Below are 14,688 nucleotides of genomic sequence, written 5' to 3' on the forward strand. Positions count from 1 at the left end.
TTCTCCTGCCGAAATCAAGTGACGAGTATAGGGACTGCGGACGGGACACCCAAGGCGGCGCGATGCCCCAGGGACCCCCGCGCGATGCCTGACAGAAAAAAAGCCCCGTATCCAGCGGGATACAGGGCTTTCTGATCAGCAGGTGATTCGCTCAGCGTCCCGCCATCAATGCCTCGAAACTGGCCTTGAGCTTGAGGTTCTGGGCCTGATGGGAGTAGCCCGTGGCAAGTGCGGCCAGGGTTCTGCTCAGCGCATCGGAGTCGCTCTCCAGCAGATGGGTACAGCGCTCGGCCCACTGCGTCGGGCTGGATTGCGCGGCCATCACCAGCGAGGGGTGATCGTCGAGCAACTCGGCCGAGCCGACACGCGCATTGAGCAGTACCGGGGTACCACAGGCCATGGCTTCCAGCGCGACACGTCCGAATTCCTCGATATGTGCCGGCAGAACGAACAGGTCCAGCGCGCCATAGAGCGTTTCGACCTCGGCGATGGTCGAACGCCAGATCATGCGCTCAGCCACACCGGCCACCTGTGCCTGCTGCTGGTAGGGCGCGGCATCATCCTTGCCCACCACCAGAAAACGATAGCGTCCGGGGCTGGCCTGCTCCATCAGCGCGGCCATGGCGACGAATCCGGCCACATTGCGCTTGGTGAAGTTCCCTGAGGTCACCAGCCCGATCAACTGCTCTTCCCCACTGACGCCAAGCGCCTCACGCTGGGCTTCACGGCCGGCACGTGCACGCTCGGGCGTGAACTGCACCGGGTCATAGCCCGGGTAGCTGATCTCGATCTTGTCCGGCGAGATCGCGTAGCGCTCGACGAGATCATCGCCCATCATGCGCGAATTGACCGCCACCTGACGGAACTTGCCACCGTTGAGCACGTGATCATGGATCGCGGCCACTTCATGATTCTCAGGCAGATCACGGCCATGGATGCACTGTGACGCCAGATGCACGCAGTTGTGCAGATAGACGGTATCCGGGCTCTCGCAATCCCCATGGCTGACCAGCAGGTCCGGCGTGTGGCGACGGGCCCATGCCTGAACCCGACGATTGAACCAGAAGCGCCGATAGGCCCCCTTGAACGGCCAGCGCCACAGACGCACCAGCTCCGCGCCATGCTCCCGCGCCAGCTCAGGCTTGCCACGTTCGGCGAGAATCACCACGCGATACCCCAGCGCGGTCAGGGCGTCCGCCTGCTCGAAGGCGTTGCGACTGGCACCGGTGCTCTTCTCGACCTGACGAATGGCAATCGCGGCCAGCTTTTCTGACCTCGCGAGACCCGCGCTCACGAGGCCTCCGGAGCTTGATGCATGGAATCACCACGGCCGACCGCGTAATACATCAGGCCGGCAGACTTCATGGCGGACGGCTCGAAGAGGTTGCGGCCATCCACCACCACCGGGAAGGCCAGCTGCTGCTTCAACCACTCGCCATCCAGCGTGCGAAATTCCTTCCACTCGGTGCACACCACCAGCGCATCCGCACCCTTGACCGCCTGGATGCGATCCGCGACCAGCACCAGGTCATCGCGCTCACCGTAGATACGACGGCATTCCTTCATCGCTTCCGGGTCATAGGCCTGCACCTTGGCACCCGCCGCCCACAGCGCTTCCATCAGCGTGCGGCTCGGCGCATCGCGCATGTCATCGGTGTTCGGCTTGAAGGCCAGCCCCCAGACGGCGATGGTCTTGCCGGCGAGATCGCCATCGAAGGCGCGTGACAGCTTCTCGAACAGCGTGACCTTCTGACGCTTGTTGACGGATTCCACCGCGGTGAGCAGCTCGGCCTCATAGCCTACCTGACTGGCGGTACGTGCCAGTGCCTGGACATCCTTCGGGAAGCAGGAGCCACCGTAGCCACAGCCCGGGTAGATGAAGTGGTAGCCGATGCGCGGATCACTGCCGATCCCGCGGCGCACTTCCTCGATATCCGCGCCCAGGCGCTCGGCCAGGTTGGAGATCTCGTTCATGAAGCTGATCTTGGTGGCCAGCATCGCGTTGGCGGCGTACTTGGTCAGCTCGGCGGCGCGCACATCCATGAACATCAGCTTTTCATGATTGCGGTTGTAGGGGGCGTAGCATTCGCGCATGCGCTCGCGCACCTTCTCGGAATCGGTGCCGACCACGATGCGGGCACCGCGCGTGAAGTCCTCCAGCGCCGCGCCCTCCTTGAGGAATTCCGGGTTGGAGCAGACATCGAAATCCACGCTCACGCCGCGGTGCTTGAGCACTTCAGCCACGCGGGCGTGCACGCGGTCTGCCGTGCCCACCGGCACGGTGGACTTGTCGATGATGACCTTGTAGTCATCCATGTGCTCACCGATGGTGCCCGCCACGGCCAGCACGTACTTGAGATCGGCACTGCCGTCTTCATCCGGCGGCGTGCCCACGGCGATGAACTGCAGCACGCCGTGCGCGACGGCCTCGCGGGCGTCGGTGGTGAAGTTGAGACGCCCTGCCTCCACGTTGCGCGTCACCATGCTCTCGAGCCCCGGCTCGAAGATGGGGATCTCACCCTGCTTGAGGCGCTCGATCTTGGCGGCGTCCACGTCCATGCAGATCACGTCATGGCCAACATCCGCCAGACAGGTGCCGGTGACCAGACCTACGTAACCTGTTCCGAAGACAGTGATTTTCATGTCAGTCCTTGGGTGTCTCTGAGGGTAGTGAAGGGGGTGACAGGGTGATCGGCGCGGAGGTTTCCCTCGCCGTCACGCCAGAAGATTGTGCACGAGCGGATGACGCGCCATCCGAAGCGCTGTCGAGCAAGCCATCCGGACTTTCCAGCAGACGCGTCGTGGCCTCTACGGCCTCTTCCAGTTCTTCGGCACCGGGGGCCAGCGGCCGGGCAAGAAAGTCCGACGGCAGATCCTCGAAGAAGTTCAGACGCCCCAGTTGATCCAGCACCGGATGGCGCTCGCGCGGCTGATAGCAGGCCGACCAGGGTGACAGACATGGCTTGTCCCCCGAGAAGTGGATTCCCATCCAGTCACTGGCCAGATAGGGAAGATCAAAACTGGCGAACGGCTGATGGGCATGCTCGCGCAGATGCACCATCTCACGCTCGGGATTGGGACCACGCCCCGCCTGCCACAGCCACAGGGGAATGCGATAAGGCGCCTGGCTGGGGCGATCACCGCCATGCACGTAAGCATCGCTGAGCGGATCATGCTCAAGACCATGATCGGAAAGGTAGAGCACGCCGGCATGGCGACCCTCGAGACGTTGGAAGACGCCCTCCAGCACCTGGTCCGTGAAGCGGATACTGTCGTCATAGGCATCGGTCAGCGGCGAGGTACTGTCCGGTGTCAGGAAGTAACGCAGCGAGTCGGGGTACTGCAGGCTGGCCGGCGGATGGCTGCCGTACAGATGCAGCACGATCAGTCGCGGCCCTTTGACCTTGCGCGCCAGTGCCTCATCGAGTGCATCCAGCAGTCCGTCGTCGTACTCCGTCATGATGGTTCTGGCGACGTCGGCACGCTGGGCGATGGCGGTGATCCAGGTGCGCTCGGAGGTGATATCGAGCCCCTGACGTGACAGCCACTCCGTATGCATGCCGGCCTGATTGGCCAATGAAATCAGGTTGGCATCCAGATAGCGCGGCGAGAAGGTGCGCGGGTCCATCAGACTGGAAAGCATCGGCACCGCCAGCACCGTCTGCGGCGCCGGCGCGATGGCCTGGTCAAAGACCACCAGCTGATCACGACGGGCGTCGAGATTGGGCGTGGTCGGGCGCGAATACCCGTAGAGCGACAGCTGATCACGCCGCTGGGACTCACCGATCACCAGCACGAAGACCGCATCATCCGGCACATCAGGGCTGAGCGTGACCTTGCCGAAATCGTAGTCATCCGCCATCAGTGCCTTGAAACGCTCCTTTTCCCACCAGGCATGTGAGGTGGTGGCCAGGTTCCAGCCCGGCGATACCGACAGCGTGGTGATGGCCAGCGGCACGCTGGCACGCCCCCACTGCCAGCTACCTGCCAGCAGCATCAGCATCCAGAGCACGAAGGCGATTCCGCTGCGCCCCCCCAGCCGGGCGCGAGCCAACCCCGCCCCATGGCGATTGGCCAGTGACAGGGCCAGCAGGAAGAACCCCAGCGGCACGATGAGTGCCAGCGGGAACTTGAACAGCATCGCCATCGACTCGCTGCGACTGGTATCCAGCGAACTCAGCGCGAAGGCCAGGCCATAGCGCGAATCGTAATAGACGGCGCTGACCACACTGGCCGAGAGATTGACGCCCAGTGCGGCCATCAGGCCAAGTGCCGGCCAGCGCCAGCGTGGGCGATGGGCTGCCGCCAGCAGACACGGCCACAGCAGCAGGTTACCGACCAGGATCAGACCGCCCTCGAGCAGCCCGTGGTAGATCAATGGCACCAGACTGGCCAGCGATGACAGCAGCACGGCGCTGATCAGCCCACCGGCGACACCGCCATCGGTGCGTCTGGCAAAGAGAGCACGCCCCGCGCGGCGCAGCATGCCTTCGCCACCACCGGCCCCGGGCCGCTCATTGTCATGGGTTTCACGCATCATGAGTCATCTCGCTCAGGCGCAAGCGTCAGCACTCCAGCACCTGGCGCCAGCGGCCGTCAGACTGGCCACAGGCAATGAAGAAAGGATTTCTGAGGGTGTCACGCGCGTTGTAACGCAGCACATCCGGCTGACCATCGGTCAGGCTCTGCGCATCGAAGACACACCCGCCCGCCGCTTCCAGCACGGCCTGCGCCGCGGCGGTGTCCCACTCGCAGGTCGGGGCATAGCGCGGGTAGAGATCCGCGTCGCCTTCGGCGATACGACAGAATTTCAGCGAACTGCCGCAGCTGACGGTCTCGACCGGCGTCAGACGCTCGATCAGCGCCGCCGTCTGCGCATCGAGATGCGACTTGCTGGCCACGACTCTCAACACCTCGGGCTCCGGGCTGACGCGAATGGTCGTTCGTCCATTGGCGTCCTCGCGAAACGCGCCCACGCCATCAAGCCCGCTCCAGGTCGCCCTGAGCACCGGCGCATCCACCACGCCCAGCACGCTGCGCGTCCCCTGGATCAAGGCGACATTGACGGTGTATTCGCCACTGCCGTTGACGAACTCGCGGGTGCCATCCAGCGGGTCCACCAGCCAGAAGGTCTGCCAGTCACGGCGCGCCACGATATCCGCCTTGTCGCTTTCCTCGGAGAGCACCGGAATCTGCGGCGTCAGGCGGGCCAGCCCCTCCACCAGCACACGGTGTGCCGCAAGATCCGCGGCCGTCACCGGACTGTCATCGGCCTTGGCGCGTGTCTCGAGATCGCCGCCCTGCGCAACGGCGAGTATCGCCTGCCCCGCTTCACGGCAGAGCGTCTCGATGGCCGTCAGAAGTTCAAGATCAGGGGTGACATCAGACTGATTCATGGAAGTCTCGCAGATAATTCAAGGGAGTCAGCACGCGGCTTTCAGCTCGGGGCCATCATACGCAAAAGCGGCCGCGGATTCTGCCCACGGCCGCTTCCAGGAAGCCATTGATGACGGGGTGCGAGCTCACTCGCACGCCCATCTCAATCGGTGCTGCTATGCCTGCTTCAGTTGCTGCGATAGCCATTGGGGTTGCGTGACTGCCAACGCCAGCTGTCAGCCATCATGCGATCCAGCCCCAGCTCCGCCTTCCACTTCAATTCCTTGAAGGCCTTGTCCGGCTCCGCCCAGCATTCGGCGATATCACCGGAACGCCGCGGCGCGATGCGATAAGGCACAGGGCGACCGCTGGCCTTCTCGAAGGCCTTGACCATGTCCAGCACGCTATAGCCAGTGCCGGTGCCCAGGTTGTAGGTGTGGACGCCATCACGCGCTTCACCGGCCAGATAGTCCAGCGCCTTGAGGTGGCCATCGGCCAGGTCGACGACGTGGATGTAGTCACGCACCCCGGTGCCATCCGGCGTCGGATAGTCATCACCGAACACGGCCAGCTCTTCAAGGCGACCCACCGCCACCTGGCTGATATAGGGCACCAGGTTGTTGGGGATGCCGTTGGGGTCCTCACCGATGGTACCGGACTCGTGGGCACCCACCGGATTGAAATAGCGCAGCAGCGCGATGCGCCAGCTGTCATCCGCCACGGACAGGTCACGCAGCACTTCCTCGACCATCAGCTTGGAGCGGCCGTAGGGGTTGGTCGCGGACGTCGGGAAGTCTTCACGGATCGGCGTGGACGCCGGATCGCCATACACGGTGGCGGAGGAAGAGAACACGATACGCTTGACGCCGGCCCGCGCCATGGCATCACACAGCACCAGGGTGCCATTGACGTTGTTGTCGTAGTAGGCCAGCGGCTTGGCGACGCTCTCGCCCACCGCCTTGAGCCCGGCGAAGTGGACCACGGCCTCGATATCATGACGCTCGAACAGGCTGTCGAGCAGCGCGCCGTTGCGGATATCCCCTTCGACGAACGGCACTTCGCGTCCGGCAAGCGTCGCCACACGCGCGAGGGAGGCTTCGCTGGCATTGGACAGGTTGTCCAGCACCAGCACCTGATGGCCGGCCTCCATGAGCGCCAATACCGTATGAGACCCGATGTAGCCTGCACCACCCGTGACCAGAATCATCCATCATCTTCCTTGTGAAAGTAACGCGACAGTGGGCCGCGCAGTTGACCTGCGCCGGCCCCGTTCATGGCTGCTAACCCTACCTTCCAGCCCTTGCGCTCACAAGTCCACAGCCAACGACAGCGTCTGTCGCCAGACAGCAACCTGACCCGTGCAGGATGGCGTCACGCAAGGCCTCGCACGCGACCTGAGCGCCTCGGATCGAGCGTCGCGCTTGCGCGGCGTCAAGGTTTCACCCACGGGAGTTTCGAAACAGGCAATGAAGGCTATTGAGCCGTGGCGCAATGCTGAGACAATGGCGCCGCCTGCCGGCCCGAAAGCCCCACCTGACCGACTCTCGGCGGCGATCGACCGACGCAGGCAGCATGACACGACGTGCATGACCTCCCGTTCAGGAACGAATGCATGCCGTGCAGTGAACAACGCCAACACGACAACGTGCCATCACCTACCATGACCCATACCAACAACACGATGACCAACATGATGAGGAAGCCTGTCGCCAGCGGGCTTCTCTGGAGTCGACATGCCTGAGCAACCTACCGATCACGTCGTTGATCAATCCTCCACGCCGCCACAAGCGCCACTTGCGGCGCGTATCGGTCTGATACTCGGTCCGCTCCTGCTGCTGCTGACCTGGCTGACCCCTGCCCCGGGCGACATGCCGGACACCGCCTGGCTCTGCGTGGGCCTGGCGCTGTTGATGGCGACCTGGTGGGCCACCGAAGCATTGCCGATACCGGTGACATCGCTGTTGCCAATCGTGCTGGTGCCCGCACTTGGCATCGACGACATCAAGAGCACCACGGCAGCCTATGCCAATCCGACTATCTACCTGTTCCTCGGTGGCTTCCTGCTCGGGATCGCCATGCAGCGCTGGGACCTGCATCGCCGCGTGGCCCTGCATACGCTGAAGCTTGCCGGCCATTCACCCCGCCGTCAGATCGCCGGTTTCATGATCGCTACCGGCTTCATCAGCATGTGGGTATCCAATACCGCGACCAGCATCATGATGCTGCCCATCGGCATGTCAGTGGTCAGCCTGATGTCCAGTGGCCGGGATGAGCGCGACAGCGACGACCCGGAGCTGAAGCGCTACGCCGCCGCCCTGCTGCTGGCCATCGCCTACTCCGCCAGCCTTGGCGGTATCGCGACACTGATCGGTACGCCGCCGAATGCCCTGCTGGCGGGTTACCTATCCAGTGACCAGGGCATCGAGATCGGCTTCGCCCAGTGGATGGTCGTCGGCCTGCCGGTGGCCATCGCGATGTGCACCATCACCTGGTGGTGGTTGACGCGCACGCCCTTCTCCTTCGCATCCGAGACTTCGGACAGTGGCGAGATGATAAAGCGTGAGCTCAAGGCACTGGGTGTCATGAGCAGCGCCGAGAAACGTGTCGGCATCGCCTTCCTGGTAGCCGCCCTGCTGTGGATGTTCCGCCCGCTGATCAATCAGAGCGGCCTTGAGTGGCTGTCGGATACCGGCATCGCCATGGCCATCGGCGTCGGGCTGTTCGCGATTCCCTCCGGCACCTCACGCGGTCGTCGCCTGCTGGTGTGGGAAGACGCGCGTGACCTGCCCTGGGGCGTATTGCTGCTGTTCGGGGGGGGACTGGCACTGGCGGGCGTCATCAAGAGCTCGGGTCTGGCGGAGTGGATCGCCGGACAGCTGTCGATGTTCAGCGTGCTGCCGCTCATCGGGCTCGTGGGCATCGTGGTACTGGTGATCATCTTCCTGACAGAGGTCACGTCCAATACCGCGACGGCCGCCGCCTTCCTGCCCCTGCTGGGCGCGCTTGCGCTGTCGCTGGACATCGACCCGCTGCTGATCACCGTGCCGGCGGCCATCGCGGCCAGCTGCGCCTTCATGATGCCGGTGGCCACGCCACCCAACGCCATCGTGTTCGCCACCGGGCACCTCAAGATCCAGACCATGATGCGCGCCGGCTTCTTCCTGAACCTGGCAGGCACCGTGGTGGTCACGCTGCTGGCCTATGGCCTGATCGTGGCACTGTGGAGCTGATTCCCTGACAGCGTGACGTGACCCATCACTCGCGCCGCAAGGGGGATCCCTTGAAACGACAACGCCGGACTCCCATGGAGTCCGGCGTTGTCGTTCATGCCAGGCAGATTCTGCGACATCTCATCATGACACCTGCTGTCATGTTCAGAAGAAGCCGAGGAAGCCCTTGATGATCAGCGAGTTGGCGATATCGATCAGGAAGCCACCCACCACCGGCACGATGATGAAGGCCAGACGTGACGGCCCGTGGTGCTGCGTGACCGCCTGCATGTTGGCGATCGCCGTCGGCGTGGCGCCCATGCCGAAACCACAGTTACCCGCGACCAGCACCGCAGCGTCGTAGTTCTTGCCCATCAGGCGGAAGGTGACCTGGGTGGTGTAGAGGAACACCAGCGCGACCTGTGCCAGCAGGATGGCCAGAATCGGCAGTGCCAGATTGGCCAGATCCCAGAGCTTGAGCGTCATCAGTGCCAGTGCCAGGAAGATGGACAGACTGATGTTGCCCAGCACATCCACGGCATGGGTATTGAGGTGCTTGTCGCCGAAGGCGCGCACCACGTTGCCGATGACGATACAGCTGAACAGCACCCACACGAAGGTCGGCAGCGAGAAGGCCGTATCCGCCGTGAGTGCCTGCAGCTGCTGACCGCTGACGACCCCGAGCAGCAACATGAAGAGCGTTTTCAGAGCATTGGCGGTATTCAGCGGGTGCTGGACTTCCGTCTCGTCATACTCGGAATCGCTGACCTGGGCATTGATGTCCTGTCCTTCACGCTTCATGCGATTGATCAGGAAACGTGCCGTCGGCCCACCGATCAGCGACCCGAACACCAGGCCGAAGGTGGCACAGGCCATCGCGACTTCCATCGCGCCATTGATGCCATATTCATCGGCGAAGACGTTGGCCCAGGCAGCCCCTGTACCGTGACCACCGGACATGGTGATGGAACCGCCGAGCAGCCCCAGTACCGGGTCGAGGCCAAACAGGCTGGCAACACCGACACCCAGCAGGTTTTGCAGGATGAGCAGGCCGATGACCAGCACGAGGAACAGGATCAGCTTGCTGCCGCCGGCACGAATCATGCGGACGTCCGCCGACAGGCCGACCGAGCCGAAGAACAGCAACATGAAGGGGGTCTGGAGACCGGCGAAGAACTGGAACTCGTAGCCCAGGCCACGCAGGCCGGTGACGATGAGGGTGGCGATGAGACCGCCGACCACAGGTTCGGGGATGTTGAACTCGCGCAGCACGCGTACGCGCTCGACAATCAGATGACCGACGACGAGGACAAGCGCCGCCAGCAGCAGGGTAGTGATAGCATCAAGTTGAATCATGCGATACCGATGAGTAGTTGTGGGTTGTTCTAGCGGACCTCCTGAACGAGAGGTGCACCGGCGAATCCCGACCGACGAGGGGATGGGGACACATCCATTGTCTCGTCACTCAGGGGGGTTGCCCTTGCACCGCTTGGAATTGTTGTGCTCTCGAATCCGTTGTACCACCAGATCGTTATCATTTACGCGGATGCAGCGATGATACGCAGGGATGGCACCGGTGCAAGTCCGGATATTGACTCGTCAGACAACTTCCGACAAAAGTCTATATCCGCTCGCCATGCCAAGGCCGGGGTTATCAGCTACTGACATTGCGCTCATCCCTTGCCATGACTGGGCTGGGGAGTGATCGACCTTGAGAAACGACGAAGCCCTCGCCGCAAGGGGCGAGGGCTTCGTGGACCGTCACTGCAAGCAGGATTTCCGCCTTTCGTGGACGCTCGTGTCGCTCATTGCCGTCAGACGGCGACGGGACCCGCCTCTTCGGCACGTTCCGCTTCACTGCGTGCACTGCTTTCCAGGCCGCGATTGACCGCCGACAGCACCGCCTTGAGTGACGCGCTCACGGTGTCACCATCCTCGGCCATGCCGCAGACGCGCTTGCCATCGAGATTGAGCATCACGAAGGCCACCGCCACGGCGTCACTGCCTTCCCCGAGCGCATGCTCGCCGTAGTCCACCACGCTGACGGTGGCACCGGTGTGGCGCTGCCAGGCATCCATGAAGGCGGAGATGGCACCGTTGCCTTCACCGGCCAGGGCAATCTGCTCACCCTTCTCGTCAATCAGTGTCGCGGTGAGCTGCTCGGCCCCCTCACGATCCAGTCGATAGCCCTTGAGACTCAGCGGTGCCTCGCGCTTGAAGCTGGCATCGAGAATCGCGCGGATCTGGTTGCTGGACAGCTCACCACTGACCTGCTCGCTGGCCTTCTGCACGTGCGGGGCGAGCTCGAGGCTCATCCAGCGCGGCAGGCTGATGCCGTGATCGCGTTCGAGCAGGAAGGCCATGCCGCCCTTACCGGACTGGCTGTTGACGCGAATCACCGCCTGGAAGTCGCGACCCAGATCCTGCGGGTCGATGGGCAGATAGGCGACCTGCCACGGCTCGTCCGCCTGCTGCTTCTTGAGACACTTGCGAATCGCGTCCTGGTGACTGCCGGAGAAGGCGGTGTAGACCAGCTCACCGACCCACGGGTGACGCGGGTGAACCGGCAGGTTGGTGCACTCGGTGTAGACCTGGATGATCTCGTCCGGATTGGAGAGGTCCAACTCCGGGTCAATGCCCTGGCTGTAGAGATTCATCGCCAGGGTGATCAGGTCCATGTTGCCGGTGCGCTCACCATTGCCCAGCAAGGTCCCTTCGATGCGGTCCGCCCCGGCCAGCAGGCCGAGCTCGGCAGCGGCAGCGGCACCGCCCCGGTCGTTGTGGGTATGCAGCGAGATGATCGCGCAGTCACGACGACTGAGGTGCTTGATGAAGTACTCGACCTGATCCGCGAAGTGATTGGGCGGGCCCACTTCCACCGTGGCCGGCAGGTTGAGGATGCAGCGATTGTCCGGTGTCGGCTGCCAGACATCCATCACCGCTTCGCAGACCTCGACGGCGTAATCCATCTCGGTGGAAGTGAAGCTCTCCGGCGAGTACTGGAACACCCAGTGGGTGTCCGGGTAACGCGCAGCGTAGTCCTTGACCAGCTGCGCACCTTCGACGGCGATGGCCTTGATGCCCTCACGATCCATCTCGAACACCCGCTCGCGCTGAACGGTGGAGGTGGAGTTGTAGACGTGCACCACGGCATCGCGCGCCCCGACCAGTGACTCGAAGGTACGGGCGATCAAGTGCTCACGCGCCTGCACCAGCACCTGGATGCTGACACCCTCCGGCACCTGGTCTTCCTCGATCAACCAGCGCACGAAGTCGAAATCGAGCTGACTGGCGGACGGGAAACCGACTTCGATCTCCTTGAGGCCGATCTTGACCAGCAGCTTCCACATCAGCTTCTTCTGCTCGACCGTCATCGGCTCAAGCAGCGCCTGGTTGCCATCGCGCAGGTCGACACTGGCCCATAGCGGCGCCTGGGTCACGGTACGCGACGGCCATTGGCGGTCGGTCAGCGCGACAGGCGTGACGGGGCGATATTTGGTGTGGTCGAAGGCAGCACTTGGCGTGGATGCAGCAGTCATGGTCGTGTCCTTGGCGTGGTGGGCGTGGAAAGCAACGTTCGACATCCGGATGCGGATTCGATGGCACCTTTCCCGCTCAACAGTGTCCCAATCGGGGCGCCTGAGTAAATGTGAGATGACGAGGGCATCAAGGCCCTCGCATCCGAAAGCTTGCCGCCAGCGCGACAGGCAAGCAAGTCGGAGGTAGAGAACATGGCCGCTACCTGCGACAGGACGTGGCTCCGGATCACGGTTGCCAGCGCGGAAGGAGAGATCGCGGGATCACCGTCGAATGCCTCTCAGCGGCCTCGCATCGATCAGAAGCGAGCCGGGTTCCGCAGGAAGCGGGCTGGACAGGGTGGCCAGTCCACCTGCTCGCACGACCCTGATGGTCGAACATCTGAATCGCTGAACAGTGATTACAGTATATGCTTCATATCGGGGTGCATGATTGCGAAAAACCCACTAAACCGCCATCTTGAAAGCATTTTATTTCATAATTCACACCTTCACCGCCAATGGATTGCGAAAAATGAGCCAGAACATTTCTCTCCCGACACTGGACCGCTTCGATCGACGGATTCTTGACGAACTCCAGCAGTCGGGACGCATCAGCAATCAGGAGCTCGCCGAGCGCATTGGCCTGTCACCGTCACCTTGCCTGCGCCGGGTACGTGCCCTGGAAGAAAGCGGCATGATCACGGGGTATCGGGCACAGGTCGATGCCCGCAAGCTGGGCCTGAGCCTGATGGCGCTGCTGCATATCTCGATGGACCGCCATACCCCGGAGCGCTTCGCCAACTTCGAGGAAACCATCGCGGCGCTGCCCCAGGTGATGGAGTGCCTGCTGATCACCGGTCAGGAAGCCGACTACCAGCTCAAGGTGGTCGTCAATGACATGGATGACTATCACGACCTGCTGCTCAAGCAGATCACCCGTATCGAGGGCGTCACCGGCGTGCATTCAAGCTTCGTGCTGCGTCAGGTGATCGACCATCAGCGCGTGCCGACGATGTGATGACGCCATGAGGGCCAGTTGACCAAACGACGACGCCCCGCCGAATCTCGGCGGGGCGTCGTCGTTTCAAGGCGGAAGGTTCATCAGGCGGAAGGTTCAGGCTGACGGCCACGCTAGCTGGTCACTCCGGCGGGCCAGCTCTGGTGAGCGCCCGCTGCTCGCGATGAAGCTCACCGCTCGCCCTCCAGCACCCCGCGACGAATCTGGTCTTCCTCGATGGATTCGAACAGCGCCTTGAAATTGCCTTCACCGAAACCGTCATTGCCCTTGCGTTGGATGATCTCGAAGAAGATCGGCCCGATCACCGTCTCGGTGAAGATCTGCAACAGGATTCCTTCACCCGGTGCGCCATCCACCAGCAGGCTCAAGGCCTTGAGATCCTCGACGTTCTCTTCATGGTTGGGCACCCGTGCATCGACCTTTTCATAATAGGGTTCGGGTGTGGTCAGGAACTTGACGCCATTGGCCTTGAGCGCCTTGACGGTGGCATAGATGTCATCCGTCGCCATCGCCAGATGCTGGATGCCTTCCCCGTTGTATTCCCGGATGAATTCCGCGATCTGGGAGTTGTCGTCGGCGGACTCGTTGATGGGGATGTGCATCTTGCCGCAGGGCGCTGTCATGGCTCGCGAGAAGAGCCCGGTCATCTTGCCCTCGATATCGAAATAACGGATCTCGCGGAAGTTGGCGATGCGGGCATAGAAGTCCGCCCACACATCCATCTGGCCGCGTCCGACGTTGTGCGTCAGATGATCCAGCGTATGCAGGCCGACGCTGTTGGCATTCTCGATTGCGCCATCTAAGGCGACGAAGTCGGTGTCGTAGATCGAGCGTTCCCGGTGATGATCCACGAAGTACAGCACCGAGCCGCCAATCCCCTCCACCGCCGGGATACCGACCTCTCCCGGGCCGACAGGGTGCTCGACACTGCGTGCGCCGTGCGCCAGCGCGTAGCGATGCGCCTGCTCGGCATCTGCCACGCGCCAGGCCATCGCACAGGCACTCGGGCCATGAATCGCCGCGAAGCGTGCCGCGGGGCTGTTCGGCTCGGCGTTGAGCACCACATTGATGCCATGCTGCTGGAACAGGAACACCTGCTTGGAGCGATGACGCCGCGTCTCGGTAAAGCCAAGCTGGCAGAACAGCCCACGCAGGGCATCGATCCCGGCGGCATCCGGTGCCGTGAACTCGACGAACTCGAAGCCGTCCGTGCCGATGGGATTGTGCTGTTCGATACGCGCCGGTGCGTTCATGAAGTACTCCTGAGTCAGGCTGCCGACAAGGCAGGCAAGGTAGAGAAAGGCGGGCGACATCCTTCATGACAGGCGAACGCGCCGCACATCACCTGTGATGTCCCGATTCCGTTATCGGGAATCTATGCCTTGCCTGCCGCCCTGCCCATGCACCTTGCGCCCTCATTGGTGCCGTATCCTGCCTCCCCCCACGCCAGACATGTAACGAAACTCTGCCATAGTGCTGACGGCCATCTCGACACTGCTCACCCGGGGCGCTCTCACTGCCGCGAGCGCCTGACACTGCGTCATGCTTTCTTTACACCTATCGGCGC

General features: G+C 62.8%; 10 protein-coding genes. 2 read left to right on the forward strand and 8 right to left on the reverse strand.

Features of this window, described 5'->3' with window-relative positions; translation table 11 throughout:
* Positions 1-151: 151 nt before the first annotated feature.
* The 5 genes from HXS65_RS05410 to galE form a co-directional block, all read right to left on the reverse strand.
* Entirely contained in the window at positions 152-1,294 is a 1,143-nt protein-coding gene (locus HXS65_RS05410; RefSeq protein WP_077374646.1) for a glycosyltransferase family 4 protein, read from the reverse strand.
* Positions 1,291-2,643, reverse strand: a complete 1,353-nt coding sequence (locus HXS65_RS05415; RefSeq protein ID WP_176493409.1) for a UDP-glucose/GDP-mannose dehydrogenase family protein — start codon at positions 2,641-2,643, stop codon at positions 1,291-1,293. Before HXS65_RS05415 ends, HXS65_RS05410 begins: the two co-directional genes overlap by 4 nt.
* Position 2,644: 1 nt before the next feature.
* Positions 2,645-4,540 (reverse strand): phosphoethanolamine transferase, encoded by a 1,896-nt coding sequence (locus tag HXS65_RS05420; protein WP_176493410.1) that lies wholly within the window; start codon positions 4,538-4,540, stop codon positions 2,645-2,647.
* A gap of 25 nt (positions 4,541-4,565) precedes the next feature.
* Positions 4,566-5,396, reverse strand: a complete 831-nt coding sequence (gene cysQ, locus HXS65_RS05425) for a 3'(2'),5'-bisphosphate nucleotidase CysQ (protein ID WP_176493411.1) — start codon at positions 5,394-5,396, stop codon at positions 4,566-4,568.
* Between the two features lie 167 nt (positions 5,397-5,563).
* Positions 5,564-6,583: a UDP-glucose 4-epimerase GalE gene (gene galE, locus HXS65_RS05430; protein ID WP_077374660.1), complete on the reverse strand. Its 1,020-nt coding sequence runs from the start codon at positions 6,581-6,583 to the stop codon at positions 5,564-5,566.
* Between the two features lie 526 nt (positions 6,584-7,109).
* Here galE and HXS65_RS05435 point away from each other — a divergent pair.
* A complete protein-coding gene (locus tag HXS65_RS05435; protein WP_077374662.1) occupies positions 7,110-8,606 on the forward strand; it encodes a DASS family sodium-coupled anion symporter in 1,497 nt (498 codons plus the stop codon).
* Positions 8,607-8,750: 144 nt separating this feature from the next.
* On the opposite strand, the gene gltS is transcribed toward HXS65_RS05435, so the two are convergent.
* Entirely contained in the window at positions 8,751-9,941 is a 1,191-nt protein-coding gene (gene gltS / locus HXS65_RS05440) for a sodium/glutamate symporter (protein ID WP_077374665.1), read from the reverse strand.
* 458 nt (positions 9,942-10,399) lie between these two features.
* Positions 10,400-12,124, reverse strand: coding sequence for a 2-isopropylmalate synthase (gene leuA, locus HXS65_RS05445; protein ID WP_077374668.1), 1,725 nt, complete (start codon positions 12,122-12,124; stop codon positions 10,400-10,402).
* A 511-nt stretch (positions 12,125-12,635) separates the two neighbouring features.
* Here leuA and HXS65_RS05450 point away from each other — a divergent pair.
* Positions 12,636-13,121 (forward strand): Lrp/AsnC family transcriptional regulator, encoded by a 486-nt coding sequence (locus tag HXS65_RS05450; protein ID WP_077374671.1) that lies wholly within the window; start codon positions 12,636-12,638, stop codon positions 13,119-13,121.
* A gap of 170 nt (positions 13,122-13,291) precedes the next feature.
* Here the strand turns inward: HXS65_RS05450 and hppD are convergent, their stop codons facing one another.
* Positions 13,292-14,374, reverse strand: coding sequence for a 4-hydroxyphenylpyruvate dioxygenase (gene hppD, locus HXS65_RS05455; protein WP_176493412.1), 1,083 nt, complete (start codon positions 14,372-14,374; stop codon positions 13,292-13,294).
* Positions 14,375-14,688 lie beyond the last annotated feature (314 nt).

Origin of the sequence: Cobetia sp. 5-25-4-2, assembly GCF_013374075.1 — a bacterium.
Classification (GTDB): domain Bacteria; phylum Pseudomonadota; class Gammaproteobacteria; order Pseudomonadales; family Halomonadaceae; genus Cobetia; species Cobetia marina.

Coding starts and splice junctions, on each gene's coding strand:
- HXS65_RS05415 (WP_176493409.1), bottom strand. CDS start 2,643: ATGAAAATCACTGTCTTCGGAACAGGTTACGTAGGTCTGGTCACCGGC.
- HXS65_RS05420 (WP_176493410.1), bottom strand. CDS start 4,540: ATGATGCGTGAAACCCATGACAATGAGCGGCCCGGGGCCGGTGGTGGC.
- cysQ (WP_176493411.1), bottom strand. CDS start 5,396: ATGAATCAGTCTGATGTCACCCCTGATCTTGAACTTCTGACGGCCATC.
- galE (WP_077374660.1), bottom strand. CDS start 6,583: ATGATTCTGGTCACGGGTGGTGCAGGCTACATCGGGTCTCATACGGTA.
- HXS65_RS05435 (WP_077374662.1), top strand. CDS start 7,110: ATGCCTGAGCAACCTACCGATCACGTCGTTGATCAATCCTCCACGCCG.
- gltS (WP_077374665.1), bottom strand. CDS start 9,941: ATGATTCAACTTGATGCTATCACTACCCTGCTGCTGGCGGCGCTTGTC.
- leuA (WP_077374668.1), bottom strand. CDS start 12,124: ATGACTGCTGCATCCACGCCAAGTGCTGCCTTCGACCACACCAAATAT.
- HXS65_RS05450 (WP_077374671.1), top strand. CDS start 12,636: ATGAGCCAGAACATTTCTCTCCCGACACTGGACCGCTTCGATCGACGG.
- hppD (WP_176493412.1), bottom strand. CDS start 14,374: ATGAACGCACCGGCGCGTATCGAACAGCACAATCCCATCGGCACGGAC.